Origin of the sequence: Ruegeria sp. HKCCA0370 (genome assembly GCF_013033705.1) — a bacterium.
Taxonomy (GTDB): Bacteria; Pseudomonadota; Alphaproteobacteria; order Rhodobacterales; family Rhodobacteraceae; genus Ruegeria.
On sequence record NZ_WQEP01000005.1, the window covers coordinates 96,220 to 116,076 of the forward strand.

The 19,857-nt window shown below is 58.3% G+C and carries 12 protein-coding genes; 8 read left to right on the top strand and 4 right to left on the bottom strand.

What is annotated here, in order from left to right:
• The first annotated feature begins 179 nt into the window (after window positions 1-179).
• Window positions 180-791, top strand: a complete 612-nt coding sequence (locus GOW31_RS12320) for a hypothetical protein (RefSeq protein WP_171170427.1) — start codon at window positions 180-182, stop codon at window positions 789-791.
• 83 nt (window positions 792-874) lie between these two features.
• Here the strand turns inward: GOW31_RS12320 and GOW31_RS12325 are convergent, their stop codons facing one another.
• The gene (locus GOW31_RS12325; protein WP_171170429.1) at window positions 875-1,843 is read right to left on the bottom strand and encodes a UDP-glucuronic acid decarboxylase family protein; all 969 of its coding nucleotides are present in this window, start codon (window positions 1,841-1,843) and stop codon (window positions 875-877) included.
• A 357-nt stretch (window positions 1,844-2,200) separates the two neighbouring features.
• Between GOW31_RS12325 and GOW31_RS12330 the strand changes: the two genes are divergently transcribed.
• The gene (locus GOW31_RS12330) at window positions 2,201-2,713 is read left to right on the top strand and encodes a hypothetical protein (RefSeq protein ID WP_171170431.1); all 513 of its coding nucleotides are present in this window, start codon (window positions 2,201-2,203) and stop codon (window positions 2,711-2,713) included.
• 240 nt (window positions 2,714-2,953) lie between these two features.
• Here GOW31_RS12330 and parE read toward each other — a convergent pair whose 3' ends face one another.
• Window positions 2,954-4,912, bottom strand: a complete 1,959-nt coding sequence (parE, locus tag GOW31_RS12335) for a DNA topoisomerase IV subunit B (RefSeq protein ID WP_171170433.1) — start codon at window positions 4,910-4,912, stop codon at window positions 2,954-2,956.
• A gap of 353 nt (window positions 4,913-5,265) precedes the next feature.
• Here parE and GOW31_RS12340 point away from each other — a divergent pair, with 353 nt between their 5' ends.
• Both GOW31_RS12340 and GOW31_RS12345 read left to right on the top strand, forming a co-directional pair.
• The gene (locus GOW31_RS12340) at window positions 5,266-6,009 is read left to right on the top strand and encodes a hypothetical protein (RefSeq protein WP_171170435.1); all 744 of its coding nucleotides are present in this window, start codon (window positions 5,266-5,268) and stop codon (window positions 6,007-6,009) included.
• A gap of 48 nt (window positions 6,010-6,057) precedes the next feature.
• Window positions 6,058-10,287 (top strand): PKD domain-containing protein, encoded by a 4,230-nt coding sequence (locus tag GOW31_RS12345; protein WP_171170437.1) that lies wholly within the window; start codon window positions 6,058-6,060, stop codon window positions 10,285-10,287.
• Window positions 10,288-10,312: 25 nt separating this feature from the next.
• Here GOW31_RS12345 and GOW31_RS12350 read toward each other — a convergent pair whose 3' ends face one another.
• A complete protein-coding gene (locus GOW31_RS12350; protein ID WP_171170439.1) occupies window positions 10,313-10,765 on the bottom strand; it encodes a hypothetical protein in 453 nt (150 codons plus the stop codon).
• On the opposite strand from GOW31_RS12350, the gene GOW31_RS12355 reads away from it, so the two are divergent.
• The 4 genes from GOW31_RS12355 to GOW31_RS12370 are packed head-to-tail and all read left to right on the top strand — an operon-like array spanning window position 10,757 to window position 15,378.
• A complete protein-coding gene (locus GOW31_RS12355) occupies window positions 10,757-11,701 on the top strand; it encodes a S8 family serine peptidase (RefSeq protein WP_171119474.1) in 945 nt (314 codons plus the stop codon). The two genes, GOW31_RS12350 and GOW31_RS12355, sit on opposite strands and share 9 nt — an antisense overlap.
• A gap of 30 nt (window positions 11,702-11,731) precedes the next feature.
• Window positions 11,732-12,187, top strand: coding sequence for a hypothetical protein (locus GOW31_RS12360; RefSeq protein ID WP_171170442.1), 456 nt, complete (start codon window positions 11,732-11,734; stop codon window positions 12,185-12,187).
• Entirely contained in the window at window positions 12,180-13,154 is a 975-nt protein-coding gene (locus GOW31_RS12365; protein WP_171170444.1) for a polyprenyl synthetase family protein, read from the top strand. The genes GOW31_RS12360 and GOW31_RS12365 overlap by 8 nt, the downstream gene beginning before the upstream one ends.
• 1 nt (window position 13,155) lies before the next feature.
• Window positions 13,156-15,378 carry a geranylgeranyl reductase family protein gene (locus tag GOW31_RS12370; RefSeq protein WP_171170446.1) on the top strand — a complete coding sequence of 741 codons (2,223 nt, stop codon included), beginning with the start codon at window positions 13,156-13,158 and terminating at the stop codon, window positions 15,376-15,378.
• Between the two features lie 168 nt (window positions 15,379-15,546).
• Here the strand turns inward: GOW31_RS12370 and GOW31_RS12375 are convergent, their stop codons facing one another.
• Complete coding sequence (locus GOW31_RS12375; protein WP_171170448.1) at window positions 15,547-19,836, bottom strand: thiopeptide-type bacteriocin biosynthesis protein; 4,290 nt, start codon at window positions 19,834-19,836, stop codon at window positions 15,547-15,549.
• Window positions 19,837-19,857: the final 21 nt, after the last annotated feature.

Below are 19,857 nucleotides of genomic sequence, written 5' to 3' on the forward strand. Positions count from 1 at the left end.
ATCAAAAAGGGTTTGGACGCCCGGACCTCAATCATGGTTTCTTGTTTCAGCAAGTTTGAACGAGATCAACGGGTTAGGCAACGAAAATCCTACACGCGCAGCGACAAGCCAAGGGGGCGATTTTTACGGTCGGTCACTTCTGTGGTAACATGGCCGCATTGTTTAAGGAGAATTGAGAGATGTTCAGACCCTCTGTGCAAGCGATTATGGACGTCATGTCCCAAAAAGGTTTTGTGGTTTTCGACACCCCCACTGTCGATTGGAACCTGAACATAGTGGGCATTCGCGCCCACCCGGTTTCACCCAAGAAATTCGATGATGTCATGACGGTGTTCCACCGGTTTCTTGGCGTTTGGGATATAGCGTATTACCCGATGACGGCCGATCCCAGCGATCACTACCTGAAGAACCCGATAAACCCGGATGGGACGGCCATTCTGGCGCCGGGGCAATATCGGTCCTGCTACAAGATCGATATTCATAAACGAGGCCGGCCCGGAGGCCACAAGGCGCTGTGTCAAAGGCTGGGAAACGTTACCGTGTTTCGGGACAACAACAGGGATGGAAACCTGAACCTTGTTAATCCTCAAAGCGGGATGTTCGGCATAAATCTGCACAAGGGGCCAAACAACGGTGACGATGACACTGCGAATACGATCTATTCCGCCGGGTGTCAGGTATTCGCCGATCAGCGTCACTTTGCCGAGTTTCTGCTGAAATGCGAAGCCGGGCGCGATGCGTTTGGCAACAAGTTCACCTATACGCTGCTGGATCAGGCAGATTTCGAATAAGGCTATGCTTTGCGAAGGTTCTGCAAGCGCCGGGGCAGGACAGGGGCTGGGGGCGTGCCCGGATTCTAAACCGGGCCTTGGCCCTAGGTCTCGACCTCGGCCTGAAGATCGCGGAAATACCGGATGGTTGCGTGCAACCCTTCTTTCAGTTGCACTTTGGGCTCCCAGCCCAGCAGGGTCCGCGCCAGTGTGATATCGGGCTGGCGCTGCTTCGGGTCATCCTCTGGCAATTCCTTGAAACTGACAGGGGTCTCGGCCCCCACAAGGGCCTGCACTTCGCGGGCCAACTCGTTCATCGAGAATTCGTTAGGATTGCCCAGATTGACCGGGCCGGTCACGTCCGCGCCGGTCTCCATCAGCCGGATGAACCCTTCGATCAAATCATCCACGTAACAGAAAGACCGGGTCTGCGTACCGTCCCCAAAGATCGTGATCGGATCACCCGTCAGGGCCTGCATGATAAAGTTCGACACGACGCGCCCATCTGCGGGGTGCATTCTGGGCCCGTAGGTGTTGAAGATGCGGGCGACCTTGATCTCCAACCCCATCTGCCGGTGATAGTCGAAGAACAGCGTCTCGGCGCAGCGCTTGCCCTCATCATAGCAGGATCGCGGGCCGACCGGGTTGACGTTGCCCCAATAATCTTCGGTCTGCGGATGGATGGTCGGGTCGCCATAAACCTCGGAGGTTGAGGCCTGAAAGATCTTGCATTTCAGCCGCTTCGCCAGACCCAGCATGTTGATCGCGCCGTGAACGCTGGTCTTGGTCGTCTGCACCGGATCGTGCTGATAATGCACGGGCGAGGCCGGGCAGGCGAGGTTATAGATCTCGTCCACTTCCACAAACAGTGGGAAGGTCACATCATGGCGCATGAACTCGAACCGCGGGTTGTTGTGCAGATGGTCGATATTGCGCTTGGTGCCCGTGAACAGGTTGTCGACGCACAAAACCTCATGCCCCTGATCCAGAAGCCGGTCGCACAGATGCGAGCCGAGAAACCCGGCCCCACCGGTTACGAGAACACGTTTTCGACTGTCATAAAGGCGGGCCATTGCAAATCCTTAATCGTTAAATCCAAGCCAGCTTGTCACACGGAAGCCGGTTCTTGGTTTGATTAGTAAACCGAAGATGTTTGAATTGCAGTAGATTTTGGTTTTTTGAGGGCGCGTGTGGTGTTGGGGTGTCCTTGTTCATCCTTTGCGTGGGATGAATGGTCGCGTAGGTGTGTGGCTCACCTGCATGGGCGGGCGCGTTCCTCACCATTGTTTGAACCGATCTTGGACTGGACAGGTGTTCGCATCCATTCTGGTTGCAGTGCTCGTTAATTCGAATTGTGATTGCAGGTTTGGCACTTGAGACACATGAATTTTGGCGCTACGCAACAAGCATAAGTTGAAAAGAGAGGGATTATGAAGAGACTATCTCATCACGACGGAAGTTGGCGTGATTTGCAGGACAACTGGGCTAAGCAATGCCGTGAATTTGAAGAAGACTTTGTTTCGTATGTACCTACAACCATGCCTATGCTCGGCGAGCAGATCGTCGATTGCGAGAATGAAAAATGGAGTGGTGTCTATGCCGTTACCAATGGCGAAAATGAGTACGAAGCTATTTGCTTTCTAAATGGTGCCTTCATTCCAAAGTTTACAGGAAGGGTGCTGAGAGTTAGGCATCTCATATTGGCACCGAAATACGATTTTGGTGATTATAGTGAAGATCAATATGCACGGCTGCTTGCGAACGTTTTCGAAAGCGTTTTGAAAGTTTCCGATTCGGAATTGAAGTGCCCACACGTAAAGGTTCACTTCCGTAGCCCTGCTGACGTTGCGATTTTTCGTGAATTTGCCACGAAATTGGACAAACTGAGTCATTTTTCTACTGTTAAAATGGTAGGGTCATGGCTATTTGTAAGCAAAGCGTAACCTGTGCAAGGTATAGTGTTACGTGGAAACATTGGAGAGGCTGCTATGAATGCTAACCAACGGGAAGCGCAACTTTACGGCGCGTTCCTTCAGTCCATCAAGTCCGCTGGGATAGAGAATTTGAAGAAAACTACTCTGTTCATTCGAAATGTGGATCGCGGCGAACAAGTAGATCAAAAAGCGGCCTGAACCTTTTGTCAGGCTATACGAAAGGCTCAGCGAGTGCTGAGCCTTTTTCGTTTAAACATCCAACTCCTCCACAAACCGCGCGTTTTCCTGAATATACTGGAATCGCAGTTCGGGCTTTTTGCCCATCAGACGCTCGACCAGATCGCCGGTCTCGCCGGGTTCGTCCTCATCAATAGTGACCCGGATCAATTTCCGGGACGCGGGGTCCATCGTGGTCTCTTTCAGGTCCTTGGCGTCCATCTCACCAAGACCCTTGAAGCGGGACACGTCGATCTTGCCCTTGCCGCCCAGACCTTTCTCAAGCCACTCGTCGCGCTCGGCCTCGTCCAGGCAGTAAACGCGTTTGGCGCCTTGGGTCAGACGATACAGGGGCGGGCAGGCCAGGTACAGGTGGCCCGCGTCGATCATCGGGCGCATCTGGGTGAAGAAGAATGTCATCAGCAAGGACGCGATATGCGCCCCGTCCACATCCGCGTCGGTCATGATGATGACCTTGTCATAGCGCAGGTCGTCGAGGTTGAACTTGCTGCCCAGCCCAACGCCCAGCGCCTGCGTCAGGTCGTTGATCTCGGCATTGGTGCCCAGTTTCGAACTGGCTGCGCCCAGCACGTTGAGGATCTTGCCGCGCAGGGGCAGCAGGGCCTGCGTTTTGCGGTCGCGCCCCATTTTGGCCGAGCCGCCCGCCGAGTCGCCCTCTACGATGAATAGTTCGGTGCCTTCGCGTGTTGAACTGGAACAGTCCACCAGCTTGCCGGGCAGGCGCAGTTTCTTGGTGGCCGATTTGCGCTGGGTTTCCTTTTCCTGACGGCGGCGCAGGCGTTCTTCGGCCCGCAGGATCAGGAAGTCGAGGATCGCGCCGGCGGATTTCGTGTCGGCGGCCAGCCAGTTGTCGAAATGGTCGCGCACCGCGTTTTCGACCAGCCGCTGCGCCTCGACCGTGGCAAGGCGGTCTTTGGTCTGACCGACGAATTCCGGCTCGCGGATGAAGCACGAGACCAGCGCGCAGCCCCCTGCAATCAGGTCTTCCCGCGTGATCTGGGCGGCTTTCTTGTTGTTGATCAACTCGCCATAAGCCTTGATCCCCTTGAGGATCGCGGCCCAAAACCCGGCCACATGAGTACCCCCTTCGGGCGTGGGGACGGTGTTGCAGTAGGATTGGATGAACCCGTCGCGCGAGGGCGTCCAGTTGATCGCCCATTCGACCTTGCCGGGGGTTCCGAATTTCTCCTGAAAATCCACGGTTCCGGCAAAGGGCTGCTCGGCATAGGTCGACGAACCATTCATCGTCTCTTTCAGGTAGTCCGACAGCCCGCCCGGGAAGTGGAAGGTGGCCTCGGTGGGCGTCTCGCCGTCATCGATGGCGGATTTCCAGCGAATCTCGACGCCCGAAAACAGGTAGGCCTTGGACCGGATGGATTTGAACAGGCGGGCGGGTTTGAACCGGTGGTGGCCAAAGATCTGGTCGTCAGCGTGGAAGGTGACTGTGGTGCCGCGCCGGTTGGGGGCGGCGCCGACCTTTTCCACTGGGCCCAAGGGGACACCGCGCGAGAAACGTTGTTCATAAAGTTGCTTGTCGCGGGCCACCTGAACGACCATCGAATCCGACAGCGCATTCACCACCGAGGCGCCCACGCCGTGCAGACCACCCGAGGTCTGATACGCTTTGCCCGAAAATTTGCCGCCCGCGTGCAGGGTACACAGGATCACCTCGAGTGCGGATTTGTCGGGGAACTTGGGGTGCGGATCGATCGGAATGCCGCGCCCGTTGTCGCGCACGGTCAGGGCGTAATCGGCGTGAAGTTCCACCTCGATCCGGTTGGCATGGCCTGCCACTGCCTCGTCCATCGAGTTGTCGAGGATCTCGGCCACCATATGGTGCAAAGCGCGTTCATCCGTGCCGCCGATATACATACCAGGTCGCTTGCGGACCGGTTCCAAACCTTCGAGCACCTCGATCGAGGAGGCGTCATAAGTTGTGGTCGCTTCTGGCGTCAACAGATCGTCGGGCATGGGTGCTGCTCTTGTTTTTGAGTTTCCCCCATTATGGCAGGTGATGTGGTCCGGGGGAAGAGGGGCGCGAGGTGTTGTGGACGGATTGAAGGCGTGGGGCCGCGGGATGCTCGCACAATGTGGCGGCGTCCCGATTGGCGGTTTTGCTTGAAACCACCACCCCTGGCCGTGGCGCGGGAAGGTCCCGCACTGCCATTGTCGATAGATGGTCAGGGCCTGTATTCCGGGCCGCATATTTCACGACAAACCCGTCCGACAAAACCAGCGACGCGACAAATACCGTTACGCGATCGGGTTGAAGTCAGCCTTGCTGCGTCTCCGGCTCATTGACGGAATCGCTTTAAAAATATATCGTGAAGGAAGAATCCCAAAGTATCTATCTATCAGTTCCAAGCGTTCAAGAGTTACGTTTATTTCGTAATTGGAAGGCTGCTATGGCTACGTTTCAGGACGTTCAAGCAGCAGTGCATGATATTGCTGCCCGTTTGAATGTCACCCCAGAGCTTGCTCGTGCTGCGCTGATTAACCCCGTGTTGGCGCTTGAGGAGCTTGGGTTCGAATTGGACCTGTCTGGCCGACTTGAGCTGGAGGACAGAGCGCGGTTCTCCAAGAAACAGATCGTTGAACGCAAAAGCTTGCGGAAGAAGATTTTCGCCGCGTCCGGGCATGAATTTGATCCCGGGCAGGAACACGATCTTGCTGTGGTACTTTTCGACGAGTTGAAGCTGGTCGATGAGGCTTCGAAACGCCCTGACCTGTCTCCCTTGTCCTTGCCGATGCGAAAAGTGCGCTATTCCACCTCCAAAGTGAAGGTGGCCAGGGTCAAGGCATCGGAAATCGCGCGCCGATTTCCCGGGAAAGCCAAAGGCAAATCCGTCGCCGGGATCGATCCAAGTTTGATCGAGCCCGTGAAGATTCCCGACCCGCTGGAAGCACTGGGCAAGGCGCACAAAATCATCGCTCCGTTACTTGCCTACCGGCAACTTGATGCATCGACACCGCGCTTTGCGACCGAGGCGCTGTATCGTGCCGTGCGAACCGGGAAACGTAGGCTGGTCAATATCACGCCCCGCGCCGTTGTCACCGGCACTGCTTGAAGACACCCGGGCGCGATTCCCTCGCGCCGTCACACCGAGGACGTCAGGATGGCAAATACAAGAGGATATCAAGTTGTCGTCGAAGCCTCGGAAGAGGTCCTGCGAAAGGTCATTCGGGGGGCGTGGAAGTCCGCGGAATGCGACGATGATCCCGGCGATGAAGGCCGCATTCCCGAATTCATGGATGTTCCCGCAGGTGAAACCTTTGGCGGTTTTGTCGTAGCTGACGGGTCGGTTCAGATTCCCGAAGACCAGTTGGACGCCAGCTTGCGCCCGGACATCACCGGTGCCGAAATTCAACTTGGTGTCCTGATCCAGATCGAAATCGAAAACCCCCCGGTTCCATCGGCGCAAATGCTGACGATGACGGCCGATCTTGCTGCGGCTGCGCCGATTGGTCTAATTCCCGGGCGTCAGGATGTGGGATGGCTGTTGGATGGCCTGCCTCGCAACCAGGTGTCCGCCACGCTGACCAGCGGCGATCCGATTGCGTCCAATATCGAGTTGTTCGCAAGCGAATTCGTGGACAAAGCTTATGAGAACGGCGGCCCCGGCGGACCGATCGATCCGGCCTTTCCCTCCATCCCCCATGTCATCGATGAAACCGAGTTGCAATTTGCCTTGGGAGCGTTGACGACGGATGTCCATGCGGAAATCTTCAACGACGCCTCGGATGCGGCGCACGATATTGAAACCACCGTGTCAGGCGGTGACATAACAATTTCGCTGCCGGTTTATCTGCGGATGTTCAACATTGTCGTTGGGCCGACGGTACAGCTTTTTTTCAATCCGCAGGACCCCATGGGGATCGAAACGCGGATCAACATCACGGCACCTTTCAGTCGGGTCGGTTCGGAATTCCGCACGGATTTGAACGCTGCCACCGTTACCGTGGACGCGATCAACCCTGCCGGTCCGGAATATGGGCCAGAGGGTGACAATTACATCGACAACCGTGATCAACTGGCGGCGATCCCGTTGGTCGCGATTGACCTTGACGCCCAGATATCCAGCGAACTGGTGTCGCGGGGGCAGGAATTGGCCAGTGGGCTGGGCGAGATTACAATTGCGGCCCCGACAGTAGCCGAGATCGAAGAATTCATCGGCGACTTTTTTCATCAGGATCTTGAGGCCCGCGATTTCGTTTACATCTGGGGACCAGAGGCAACGGACGAAGAGTTTGAAGTCGACAGCATCACCGTCGGCGTGACAAACGAGTTTCTGGCGATCGCCTTGAACGATGATGGCGGCGGTGACGTAGGCGGGCTTGCCAATTTCATTCCTGCTGACAGGGATTTTGCAATTGCCATCAGCGCGGCCCAGGTCGAAGCATCGATTGAAACGGCGCGCATCGAAGCCGAATTGTCGGATGATGACCTTCCGAAGACCTTTACACCTGACGGGCGCGAAGTCCGGCTGACCGATCTGGACGTGAGCCTCAGGGCGGGGGCGATCAGAATATCGGGCAAGGTGACGGTCGTAGACGCGATCCTGGGCAGTATTGATGTGGATGCCGACTTTTTCAATGATGTCGGATTGCGCTGGCAGCCGAACGGTTCGTTGGGCCCAACCGGTGGACAGCAAATGGATCACTTTGAAATCGACAGCGATGTCGATCCCGAAGAATCCGTGTTGCTTTGGGTGCTGACGGCAATCGCCGCGATATTGTCATTCGGCGCTTTCGGAATTCTGGGCGCATTGGTCGTTGTGATCGTGGCCCTTGTCGTCCGGGGAATTGCCGAAAGCATGGGCAGTGAAATCCTGTCAGACGAAGTTACGAATACGGTCACGGGTATCACCGGCTGGCCGGAGAACCTTGCCAGGATCGGGCGGGTCGAAGCGGTTTTCTCTGACCCGATCGTGATTGATACCGACGGTCTTGAAATTGCCGGAGATTTCACGGTTATAAGCAGTTGCGAAGCCACGGATGTCGTCCCGGCGGATTCGGGCGGGGCACGGTCGGGTGCGGCCGCATCGGCCATGTCGCTTGCGGCTGCGAATGAACATCCTGACGCGGGGTACGAGTGGTTGCCGGGTGACGGAACACCGGCCGCGGTCTTGCCCTCGATTCAGCATGTCTATGCTGCAAGTGGTGTCTACACCGCAAAACATGCGCTGACGATCAACCAGCCGGGTGGCGCGCGCAGTCGCAGTTTCTCGCTTGTTACCGTCGAAAATGTGCCGCCGACAGTGGATGCCGGCCCTGATCTGACGGTGCAGGAGGGTGAAGAGGTCACTCTGGTCGCACGGTTCCGAGATGTCGAATACCCCGACACCCACGAGTCCATGTGGTATTTCGGTGATCACCGCGCGCCCAAACCCGGCGTGATTTCTGAAACCAATGCTCCTCCTGCGGCGACAGGCACGTCGACCGTGACCCATGCCTGGTGCGACAATGGCGAATACACCGTCACGGTGCGTATTCGCGACGTCAACGGCGGCGAGGCCATCGACACCTTGCGTGTCACCGTCACCAATGTTCCGCCCGAGGTCGAAGCTGGCCCGGACCTTTATGCCTATGTCTGCACACCGATCACGCTTGTCGCCGATTTCCGGGATCCCGGCTGGTGCGACACGCATACGGCCAAGTGGGATTTCGGCGATTGCAGCGAACCCCGCACGGCCCTGATCGAGGAAACGAACGAACCACCGGCAGCCGAAGGCACGGCGACCGCCTCGCATATCTATGAAAACTGTGGTGACTTCCGGGCCGTCTGTACCGTCATGGATGACGATGGCGCCTTTGGTCAGGACGACCTGACCGTCCGGGTCGTGCATTTGCTGAACCCCGGTTTCGAAGATGGTTTCCGTTCGCTTCCAGCGGGCAATGTCGGTCGGTTCTGGACACCCTATGCATGGCTGACCGACTTGGCAGCCTTTCACGCCGGAAAGGGAAATCCCGTTCCGCAATTGGCCCCGATCCCCGCCGATGCCTTTGACTGCGAAGGTTGCATCGTCCGGACCGGGGACAGGTCCCAACGGGTCATCGCACAGCGCGGCCTTCGTGTCGGGCTGTGGCAATCGCTGGGCTCAAACCCGGGATGGGATTATGAGTTCTCGTGTTGGTTCGCGAAGGAGGCTGGCGACGCAGGCGGCTATGCTTTGGGGTTGGATCCGCGCGGTGGTGATGATCCGCGGGCGCCCTGGGTGGAATGGTGGACCGGCGATCTGGACGGTGCCTGGCGGCAATTGCGGGGCCGCGTGACGGCGGAAGCCGAAGCCGTGACGGTATTTCTGGAGTTCAGTGGAGATGATCCGCGCAACGATGCGCTTGGCTATATTGATGATTGCGCTTTCATCGCGATTCAGCCGCATTGTCCGGAGCAGCCGAAGCCCGATCCGGAAATTCCCCCGCGTGAACGTTGCATTGATTTTCGCGGCCAGAAACTGCCTTCCCGCCATCCGGTATTGAACGTCGGCGGTGTGCGGTTCCTGCCGACCAAGGGCAGCGTTCTTCAGATCATTGGCGGGTTCCAGCCGCAAGGCACACCCAAACTGTTGCTTTCCATCGCCGGTGTCTTTGCCCATCTGCCGGTCGTTGCTGACTGGGCCCGCCTCAAGCTGAGCTTTGCTGGCGGAAAGCCCATAACGATCATCGCGCTTGATGCGGCGGGCAATGTCCTGACGACCCAGACAGGAACGCAGCAGCAGGGGGTACAGGTCATCGAGATTCAGGCGAGCGGTATGATGACCCTCGCCATGCGCGCGCAGGAAGCGGCGTTGATCGAACTGTGTTTCCGGCCGGAACACCCGCGCAGTACGCCCTCGGCAGAGCCTGAACCGGGGCCCGGCATTGTCGTGAATCCGCGCTTCGATCGTGCCGTCGCACCGGCCATGTTCAGTGCAAGGACGACCACGGAGGACAGAACCTTGACCGAAACCAACAGCCCCCATCCGTTCGGCCTGTCCGAGGCGGCTTGGGGCAAGCTGGACACGCAGCTGCAATCGGAATTGGCGAAGGCCGCAACAGACGGCGATGATGGGAACTCGGTGCAGGTCATATTGCGCTTGGCGCCAGACACCGAAGGCAATGCGCCCTCTTTCCGGCGCGCCGAAACGAAGGCACGCGAAGATTATTTCCGCCGACGCACACGGCCCCTGGTCGGTACCCTGGAAAACCTGGGCGGTGACGGGATTGCCGAACTGTGGCTGATAGACAGTGTTGCCGTTGAACTTTCGCCCGGGGCCATCGCGACAATGGCCAACGATCCTTCCGTGGTGATGATCACCCATTCCACCAAACGTCAGGCCATTCCTGAAAACCCCATAAGACCATGATCTAAAGGAGCACGAAATGTCCGAGTTAAGCCGGGAACACGTTGATCGCTTCGAAAGAGCGGAACGTCGTGAAATCGAGAAGCTTCGTGCCGAGTTTGGCAGCGAGTCCATTTCGAAGATGGACAGCATTATCTTGCGCGACCTCTTGGCCAACCGAAAAGAGGCGCGCCTGAACGCCCTGCTTGGCCAAACGGAAACCGCCCAGCTTCCCCGGCATCGCGTGCTGGTCTCGCTGCGCAGCGGCAGGGCATCGCCGGATCGCCCGCCCCGTGCGTTCGACCGGCGCCAGCGCCGCCGTTCGATCATGCAACACCGACGCCATGGTGAAGACGTGGTGGGCAAAATCGCCAAAAGCTTTGAAGAGCGGGGGATTGAAGTCGAGCGGTCGTTTTGGCTGACTCACAGTCTGGTTGTCCTTGCCGATGATCAGCGCATTACGGATATCGCAGGGCGCGCCGATGTCCTGAAGATGGCTCATTGCAAAAACCAGATCCTGGTCGACCTGGATAACAGCCGTCCGCTGATCAATGCCGATGTCGTGGAAGCCAGCGGGATCAACGGTGCCGAAGTGGATGTTGCCGTTCTGGATACGGGCGTGGACCAGACACATCCCGAACTTGCCGGGAATTTCGGCACCCAACAGGATTTTACCGGCGAGGGGTTGGGCGACTTGAACGGGCACGGTACGCATTGCGCAGGCGTTGTCGCCAGCAACGGCGCGACGTTCCGTGGTGTCGCCACGGGGGCGGTCATCCACGACTACAAGCTGCTGGATCAGTTTGGCAGCGGGAACGCTCCCAACTGCGTTGCGGCAATCCAACAGGCCGTAGCAGACGGGATGGATGTTCTTTCCAATTCCTGGGGCTTTTCCCACAGAAACGGCAATTGGGTCGATCCGGACGGAACATGCGTTTTATGTGTCGCCGCTGATGCGGCTTCGACCGCCGGGGTGACCTTTGTGGTGGCCGCGGGCAACGAGGGCAATGACAGTTGCGGCACTTATGACACGCGCATTCGCTGTCCGGGTATTGCGCAGAGCGTGATTACCGTCGGCGCAAGCGATGACAGCGACAACATGGCCGGTTTCTCCAGTCCCGGACCAACGCCGGATGGACGCGACAAACCGGATGTCACCGCCCCCGGCGTGGATATCGTGGCATCGCGATCGGCGACCGGCAATGACATGAATGGCGGCGCGACGGTGATAGATCCGCTTCATCTCGAGGCCAGCGGCACCTCGATGGCCTGCCCCCATGTCGCAGGGGTCGCGGCGCTGATGTTGCAGCGAAACCCGACACTGCTGCCGGCTGACATCAAGGCAGTTCTCATGGCCACCGCCGTCGATATCGGCGCACCGACCACGCAGCAGGGCGCCGGGCGTGTGGATGCTCGGGCGGCGGTCGGCTCGGTCTGATTTGGATATTTTTGAACGGAGGATACGAACGTGGCAGACTATGAACAGCGGATGCAGCCGGAAGAGGGTGCAAAGGCAGTCGAAAAACTGGCCGAAGATGCTTTGGCGGGTTTCAAGGCGGACGCCAAGAAGGAATATGCTGAACTGGTCAAGCAGTACGAGGGCGCCAGTGCAACGGTTGGTGTTTTTGGTATGGGGTCGGTCGACGTTTCGGTGATGAGCGGTGAAGTTCTCATCAACCCGAGCCAAAAGCGCAAAGGGAAAGGCCGGGGCGTCGGCGCGATTTCACCGGAAGCACTTGTGGCCATATCCGAAGGCAGGATGACCGTAATGGACGCTTTCCACCGTGGTGAGATTGTCGTTCGCGCCGAGTCCGCAGCATTGCACGAGGGCTACGACAGTTTCATCAGGAACTCCGAAGCGGCGCTCAGGTCGAAGCGTTTGCAGAAGACGCTGGCGCAGTTCCGCAAGATTGCGGATGTCTGACTGGTTGCAAGACGAACAGGTCCGGGCCACGATACCCCAGGTTGAAGCATCCATGTTGGATGCCGTCGCCTCGGACCAGCCGGGATTCGAAGAGATAGCCCACTGGCTTATCGGGGCTGGCGGGAAACGGTTGCGGCCAATTCTTCTGCTGCTTACCGCGCGTAACCTAACCGACACAGAAGGCCGCAACCGCGCAATTCAGGCGGCGGCGGCTGTCGAAATGATCCATGTGGCGTCGCTCTATCATGACGACGTCATGGACCGGGCCGAACTTCGGCGTGGAGCGGAAAGCGTGAACCGTCGCTGGTCTTCGCCCATCGCCAGCTTCGCCGGAACATTCATTCTGGCCCGTGCAATAAACCTGTTGGAGTCCATCAGCCCAAAGGCCTCTGAGCTGGCTGGCAAACACTGCGCTGCGCTGTGTCTGGGGCAGTTGCGCGAAGCCGAAAACGCCTACAACGCCGATTGGACCATTGAAGAGCATCTTGAAATGCTCGAGGGCAAGACGGCCGAGCTGTTTGTTCTCGCCGCATCGTTGGGGGCGATGTTGGCGGACGTAAGTGATCAGGATCGAGACGCACTGATCACCTATTCAAAGTGCCTCGGCCTTGCATTTCAGCTGCGCGACGATGTTCTAGACTACATTGCAAGCAGCGTGGAGCTTGGAAAAGGGTCCGCCTCTGATCTGCGCGAAGGGGCCTATACGATGCCGGTGCTCCTGTGCCTGGGTCAGAACGGACAGGCCGCCGATGAATTGCGGGCCAGGTTGAGGCTGGCTGAAATGCAGGATGCGGATATTTCGCGTGCTGTGGAAATCATTCGCAATTCGGGCGCGATTGAAGCCACGGAACAGTTGGCGCGGGACAAATCCGAAGCGGCCGTACAGGTCATCTCGGGGCTGGATGATCATGTGCTGCGCGCCTCGCTGGCAAACCTCGCCCGGCTTTCGGTCGAAAGGAGGGCCTGACATGGACGGTTACGGCCCTTTTGCCGAGGATCTGCCGTTTGCGACACCTGCGGAGGCCGCGGTCGAGACATGGGACGCCGTCATTGTCGGTGCGGGGCCCGGCGGCAGCGCTGCCGCCATCGAGCTGACGCGGAGAGGTCGAAAGGTCATTCTGATCGACCGTGAGGATTTCCCTCGGGACAAAAGCTGTGGAGACGGGATCACCCGGTCCGGTATCTCTCAGCTGAAACGTCTCGGTATTCTACCTGCGCTTACAGATCAGCAGGAGGTCGAAGGTGTGCGTGTCCATATGCGCAACAGGGGCCACCGGGATTTTCGATACGAGGGAGAAGACGACTATGGGCTGGTTGTACCCCGTTTGATACTGGATGACTGTCTTTTGCGTCAGGCCCGCGCGGAAGGAGCGGCTTTCTTGCCGAAATGCCGCGCCGACGATCTGGTAACGGATGAAAGCGGGACTGTCACAGGTGTCACCGCTCGGATGCAGGATGGCACGACAGCGGTTCTGACCGGGTACATTGTCATCGCCGCAGACGGGGCCGCGTCTCGATTGGCGAAAGCAGCGGGATTGCGGGAAACACCGGAACAAGGCTATGGCACCGCGCTTCGCGGTTATGTCGATGGCTGCGGAGACACTCCGCCACTGCTGGAAATAATGCTGCCGTTGACTGATGTTACGGACCGGTATTTGTTGCCGTCCTATGGCTGGGCGTTCCCAACGGGGAAGGGAACTGCAAATGTCGGTGTCGGGCTGTTTTGCAGGGCGTTTGATGCCAATGTCAGGACATTGTTCGATCAATTTCTGGACGTGCTCCGCAAGGATTATCCGGAATATTCGGGCATTCAGTTGTCCGGCATGACCTTGGGGGCACCGCTGAGATTCGATTTCGCACCGGAACGCGCCGCCCATTCGGGTCTGTTGCTGGTTGGGGACGCCGCCGGTCTTATCAGCCCGTTTACAGGCGAAGGAATTAGCTTTGCGCTGGAATCCGGTGCGCTTGCGGCGCAAACCACTGATCGGTGCCTCCGCACCGGGGCAGGCCCCTGGGTGGCGGCGGAAGACTATGCGCTTCTGCTGGGGGATCGCTTTGCCGGGTACTTCACGCTCGGGAACCGCGCAAGCCGCCGATACGAGTTCATCTGGCGCGTGTTGGACGATACGTTCGAAAGCGAAAAGCCGGTCCACAACATGCTGCGCCGCGCCGTTTTGGTGCCTGAAGGCACTGGCGGTGATGTGGAAAGCGCCATGTTGGACGATGTGTCGCCCCTTGTGCGAGTGCCCGAGATGCCGCTTGGGGACGACCTGCGCGATGTGGGTGCGCGCCTCAATCACATCGTACGCACCGATTGGCCGTTTCTGACGCGCATGTCCTTCGCGGGCAAGCGGGCTGACATGGTTGCGTTTCGACCTTCGCTGTTGCTTTTGCTGACGTCCTATCTGGGTGATGTTGAGGCAAAACGACGTCGTGCCGCGGCCACGGCGCTGGAGCTCGCGTATCTGGGGTTTCTTGCCCAAAGCGGCATTCGAGGGATCGAGGCTGCGGCCGCAACAGCCGACGCCACGGCCAACTGGGGCGACAAGCTTGGGATACTCACAGGTGATTACCTTTTGGCGAAGGCGCACGAAGTCGGCGCACGGGACTGCCCGGATCTGGTGCCATCAATCCTGAGCGCCATGGCCTCGGCCTGTGAAGGCCGAGTGTCCGAGCTTCGGACTGCATGGCACCCGGATATGGCTGTCAAAAAGCGCATCGCGCAGATGCGGCAATGCATGGCTGCATTCTTCCGACTGCCTTGCGAACTCGGTGCGATGCTTGCCGAACAAAACGATCTGTCAGGTGCCCTTCGCGACTATGGCGAGAATCTTGGCCTGGCTTACCTGCTGACCGAGGATGAACTTGCCCTGGACCGCCCCCCGGGCAGCACCCCATTTGCGTCAGACCTCTCGAGCGGCCTGTTCAGCGTGCCTGTTCTCGAGGCAGCCCAGCGGCAAACGGGGGGCGCAGCGGCCCGTGCTTTCCTCAGTCACCGCGACCCAGCGCGGTTTTTGGCAGAGCTTTCTCCGGCCACGCGCCATATCAAGAGGCAGCAATTGCCCGAAGAATACCGCGATCAGGCAATAGCGGCGCTAAGCCCCGTGCCACGGGGCGGCGTGGCAAAATCGCTTTCGGCGCTTGCAGGTTACGCGGTAAGTCGACAGGTCCCAAAACGCCGCGTGCTGTAAAAGTGTGATCCAGGTTCCGAGGTGTCCCGCTGTCGGTCAAAAGCGCAGTGATCCACGTTTCCTTACCTCATGCGCCGGATGCTTCACTCAGGGGCAGGGGGTATGTGTGGACAGCCCATGTTTCGGACGGAGGGTTCAGGTTCCAACCGGCTGCCATGAGCATGCCGCCTAGGGCGATTTCCACCCGTGGTTCAATTTGGTTCGATAATGTCGACACAGCGCCTCGTGGATGACCGCCTCTTCCGCGGCGGTTCCCCAGTGGAGGATCCGGTTGATGGACATATGAGCGAGGCTTCCCAGAAGGTCGGCCAAGCTGTTTCCCAACCGGCCATCCTGTTCTTCTCGCTGAAGGCGTCCAATATCCGGATAAAGCCTGGCCGCACGAGCGTTCCAGCGCGATGGCCGCGAATGAATGCCTTTGCCTACACCGAGTTCACTCAGAACAACGCATGCACTTTTCCATTCCTTTCCAGTAGCACGACGCGCAATCCGGCGCGACGCCGGGCCGCCCCCGTAGTTTTGTGAACAGCGCTCGGAGATCGCCAGCCGAACACCTGTGGGCAGTTCCAAATCTTCGAACAGGGCATCGATACTGGCGGCTGACGCCATCCACCGTCTGGACCGGCTGATCTTCGGATCGTTGAGTACGTCAAGCGCAGTGATCGAGTCGGCGCCGAATATCCTCTCGCATGCGCCGAGCCCCAGTTCTCCGCCGTAGCGCGCCGTTTCAGGCAGGTATTCGTCAACAAGAAACCTGTCCACCAATCCACCGGCCGTTTTCTGCAAGTGAACAAGCACCCGGTTCCTCAGAACTCTGTCATGATCGTTTGAAAACTTGATGCGGAGGCGCAGTTCAAGTTCCGGGTCTGCATATCTTACGAAGAACCAGTTCTCGATCAGGTTGCGTTTCTGCCAAAGCGTCAACCTGTTCGATTGCAGTTTCAGGAACTGTTCCAGCTTTATGGCATCCCCGAAAAGCCGCAGATACAACCATGATCCGGCCTCATCAGTGCCGTGCCCCAGCGGTTGCCATGCGGTCGGGTTGGCATCGTATTCGACAAAGGACGTATCAACGGGCTTTGCTGGGGCATAAACCAGTTCAGAGGCCAATCGACCATGCGGCGAGTCGATCCACCAATCCTCGGGCGCCGGAAGGTACTCGCAGATCGAAAGCGGCCCTTTTTTCAACGTCTTGATCAGGTTGGCAGTGGAAAAAGGGTTGTCCAGATCCCATGGCGTGGCCATGTCGCTGGCCTCATCCGTAGGGGCCACATATCGCGGCAATTCCAGTTTTTGTCGGTTTGCTTCCAGCCAGAATTCCGCTTTGCCTGACCTGACCACCTCTGTCGGGATACAAAGCCGCCACCGTTGCGGTGCAAGGACCACATTTCCAGCACAGACCCTGGGCAGCCGGTTCCGATTGCTTTGCGATTGCCACGACCAGATCACCGACGGTTGCCGCATGTGCATGGCGATGTCGATGAGCAGAAGATAGACAGCGGGCGCCCCGGGAGGGCTTTGGTGCGCAGCATGCAGCTGTGGAATGACCTCGACGCCTTGGCTGCCCCAGAACAGCCGGAGCCGACTGCCATCGTGACGAATCCACAGATCGTGCAGCGGAATCCTCTGTTCGGACGGTAACCCGCTGTCGCCGAGGATCTCGATGACATACCGGGAAAGGCTGGCGCGCCTCAGGATGTTTGATGACCGGGGGTCCGTGGCGCACAGGATGTCTGCTTCGACAATTGTCGAATCCTCTTCACGCGTGGGGCTGTGTTGCATCAACGCGTCTGCGATCAACTGATTTCGCCTTGAGAAACGGCCGAAAATCGCCTTGGGCCCGCCCGGAAAAATTCCTTCCGGATAGGCCGTCCAGACGGGGTTGTGCCCGGAACTGCGTCCTACCTTGCTCAGAAGAACGCCGTCCTGGATGGCGAAAGGGGGCTGGTCCGTGTTGCGGGCATGCAGGATCTCGATATCCTGCGCGCAAAGCACCCACTTGCGCGCGTCCCAATCGGGTTCCAGAGGAAATTCCTGAAGGTTTTGCCTGGGGGCGTCACTTGACGACTCCGTACCTGTAACGAAATCCATTCGCAGCGGCATGCCGAGATATGCAAGCCCGCTTTCGGCATCCACGGCCTGACCCAGCAATACGGCGCGGTCACCGTATCGGTCAAGGAAACGCCGTTCAAATTCCAGAAAACGGTTTGGCTTTGGCACGCGAAAGCCGATCTTTTCCAAAATGTTCCATGCGTCGGTCAGTGCCTGCACCGCGCGCAGTGGAGTTTCCAACGTGCCGACGCAATGCGCATCGACATGCAGAAAATCACCTCTCCAACTCGGGGCGAAAGAGTCAGCTGTTCGCCCCAGTTGCTTTAACGCGATCATCGAAGGGGTTTCACGCGCGGCATCAAGAGCATGCCCGAGCGCCGCCAAGCCTCTCTTTTGACGGGCGGTCATATCTCTTTCCAGCCGCTTCAGGGTTCTGGCGGTTGCGTCATGCCCCAGAAGTATTGGGTCTTTCTGTGGAATCAGAGCCTCGGACCGACATAGATCCGAGATTGTCACGGCAGATTTGAAAGGGCGGTCTTTGAGGGCCGTTTCCAGATCGGAAATCGGGACGGAATCGACATCAAAGATGAACTCTGCCAGATCGGAATCCGCCGCTGCAATGATCTGTTCGTGGTTCCAGGGCCCGTCGAGATTACCGTTGGTTATCCAGTGCAGAACGTCCTGTTCCCACCAGGCCGATGGATTGCATCGCACCCTCGTTCTTTGCGTCTCGGCGAGTCCGGCGGCAATATGGGACAAAAACCCACAGTCCAGATCCATATCCAGATGGTGGTCTGCCACGGTGACGATGTCCTTGCCTGCAACAGGTATTGCCGTGCCCACTGCCGCGAATGCGCCGAACGGCGTCGGGCGAAAACACATTCTGTAAACAAACCGATACAATGTGCCGAGGACTGCGGGGGAGAGGCCTTCGCCTTTCTCGATTTCCCGCATGACCTTCGAGAAAAACCCGGGTCGTGCTATGAACAACGACAAGGCAAAGGACGGATCGCGAATTAAATCTGAAGCACGCTTTTCCAGATCCTTTTTTCGGGTGCTTTTTGTGACTCCGCCAAGATCGTGCTTCGGTGAACGCGTACATACACGAATTCCGAGGAACGGACGAGAGCTGTGCGGTTCCGGATGGGACGGGCAGTGGACATTCTGTTCAATATCCAGCCCCATGAACTTCAGATATCCGAGGTAACCCGGGTCACTTAGGGCAAGCAGTGCCAACAAAACGCCGCTCGACCCGGTCAAAAGATCCGTCGATTGAAACGTCTTCCAGCCTGCGCCGATCGCGGGAAGCCCGTTCGGGCTCAATTCCCGTTCAACGAGGGACAAAAGCCGTTCGGCGTGCTTTTCAATCAGAGGATCGACGTCAGCTTTGGAATAAAGCGATCGAATGGCAAGGGCCATCACCACAATTCCGGCATCGCCATGGCACAGCCCGCCGTCATTGATACCCGTCTCATGAAAAGGTCTGTCGACGCAGGATATCAGAACCCGCGATGCGACATCGCGTATTTCGTCCTCCATACCCACCAGCCTCGCCGCCGCGAGCGCGGTGTATATGATGCCAAGGTCGCCATAACACCACGCAAGACGTGACGGTACCTCCCAGGCATGACTGAGCGCTGACATGCAGGGAAAGCAGGATGACAGGCCGCTGTCTGAAAACGCGCCCTGGTGCGAAAGCAGAAACAGGACCGCGTCTTTGAGGTCTTCGATGTGTCGTGGCGTGAACGCGTGCCGCCGACCCAGGCGGGCCAGAGCCAGAACGGCGCCGGGAGAACCATGCGCCAGCCCCATGTTGACGAGGTACCGCGTTGTTTTCAGGGGGCCGGTCTCGTCTTCCGGTGAGGAAAAAGGTTCTGTCCACGCAAGCCCCCGTTCTGTTCGTGCCGAGTGCCTCCAAAGCTCCTCTGACAAACGCAGGCACAGCGACTTTCCCCCAAGACGGGCCGTCCGGGATTTCGGTTCGCACAGAAATACGGATATACCCGCAAGACCGGACACGTGATCGAAGTGCCCCATCCAGGGGGCTTCGAGAAGGCGTTGCGCAACCGAACGCAGGGCACGGTCAAGCGCCAGTTGCGCTTCGGGATCGTGTGGATTGGCGTCCAGAGCATGACAGGCCAGCAACCCAAGGCCGGCGCGGCCATCGAACAGAGAAACAGGGGCTCCGCGCAGGTCTCGGTCGCAAGCCCAAATGGTCGCAAGGCGACGTGACGCGGCGGATCGCACGCGATCATCATTCAGAAAATTGTCTGCCGCCAACAATGCCAGCGCCTCTCCGGCGACGGCGCTTCCCAGTCCGATTGCATCAGTTCTGATCGGGGCCGCAACAATCGACCCTGCAATGGACTGTATTGCCGCATCAATCCGCGTTGTCGAAATAGACATGGGCAAAACAATCTTCCCCGC

Bases quoted from the DNA above. Each gene is read 5' to 3' on its own strand.
- GOW31_RS12350 (WP_171170439.1), bottom strand. From the start codon at position 10,765: ATGAGCCATCTTCAGGACATCGGCGCGCCCTGCGATATCCGTAATGCG.
- GOW31_RS12375 (WP_171170448.1), bottom strand. From the start codon at position 19,836: ATGTCTATTTCGACAACGCGGATTGATGCGGCAATACAGTCCATTGCA.
- GOW31_RS12345 (WP_171170437.1), top strand. From the start codon at position 6,058: ATGGCAAATACAAGAGGATATCAAGTTGTCGTCGAAGCCTCGGAAGAG.
- GOW31_RS12355 (WP_171119474.1), top strand. From the start codon at position 10,757: ATGGCTCATTGCAAAAACCAGATCCTGGTCGACCTGGATAACAGCCGT.
- GOW31_RS12370 (WP_171170446.1), top strand. From the start codon at position 13,156: ATGGACGGTTACGGCCCTTTTGCCGAGGATCTGCCGTTTGCGACACCT.
- GOW31_RS12330 (WP_171170431.1), top strand. From the start codon at position 2,201: ATGAAGAGACTATCTCATCACGACGGAAGTTGGCGTGATTTGCAGGAC.
- parE (WP_171170433.1), bottom strand. From the start codon at position 4,912: ATGCCCGACGATCTGTTGACGCCAGAAGCGACCACAACTTATGACGCC.
- GOW31_RS12365 (WP_171170444.1), top strand. From the start codon at position 12,180: ATGTCTGACTGGTTGCAAGACGAACAGGTCCGGGCCACGATACCCCAG.
- GOW31_RS12325 (WP_171170429.1), bottom strand. From the start codon at position 1,843: ATGGCCCGCCTTTATGACAGTCGAAAACGTGTTCTCGTAACCGGTGGG.
- GOW31_RS12320 (WP_171170427.1), top strand. From the start codon at position 180: ATGTTCAGACCCTCTGTGCAAGCGATTATGGACGTCATGTCCCAAAAA.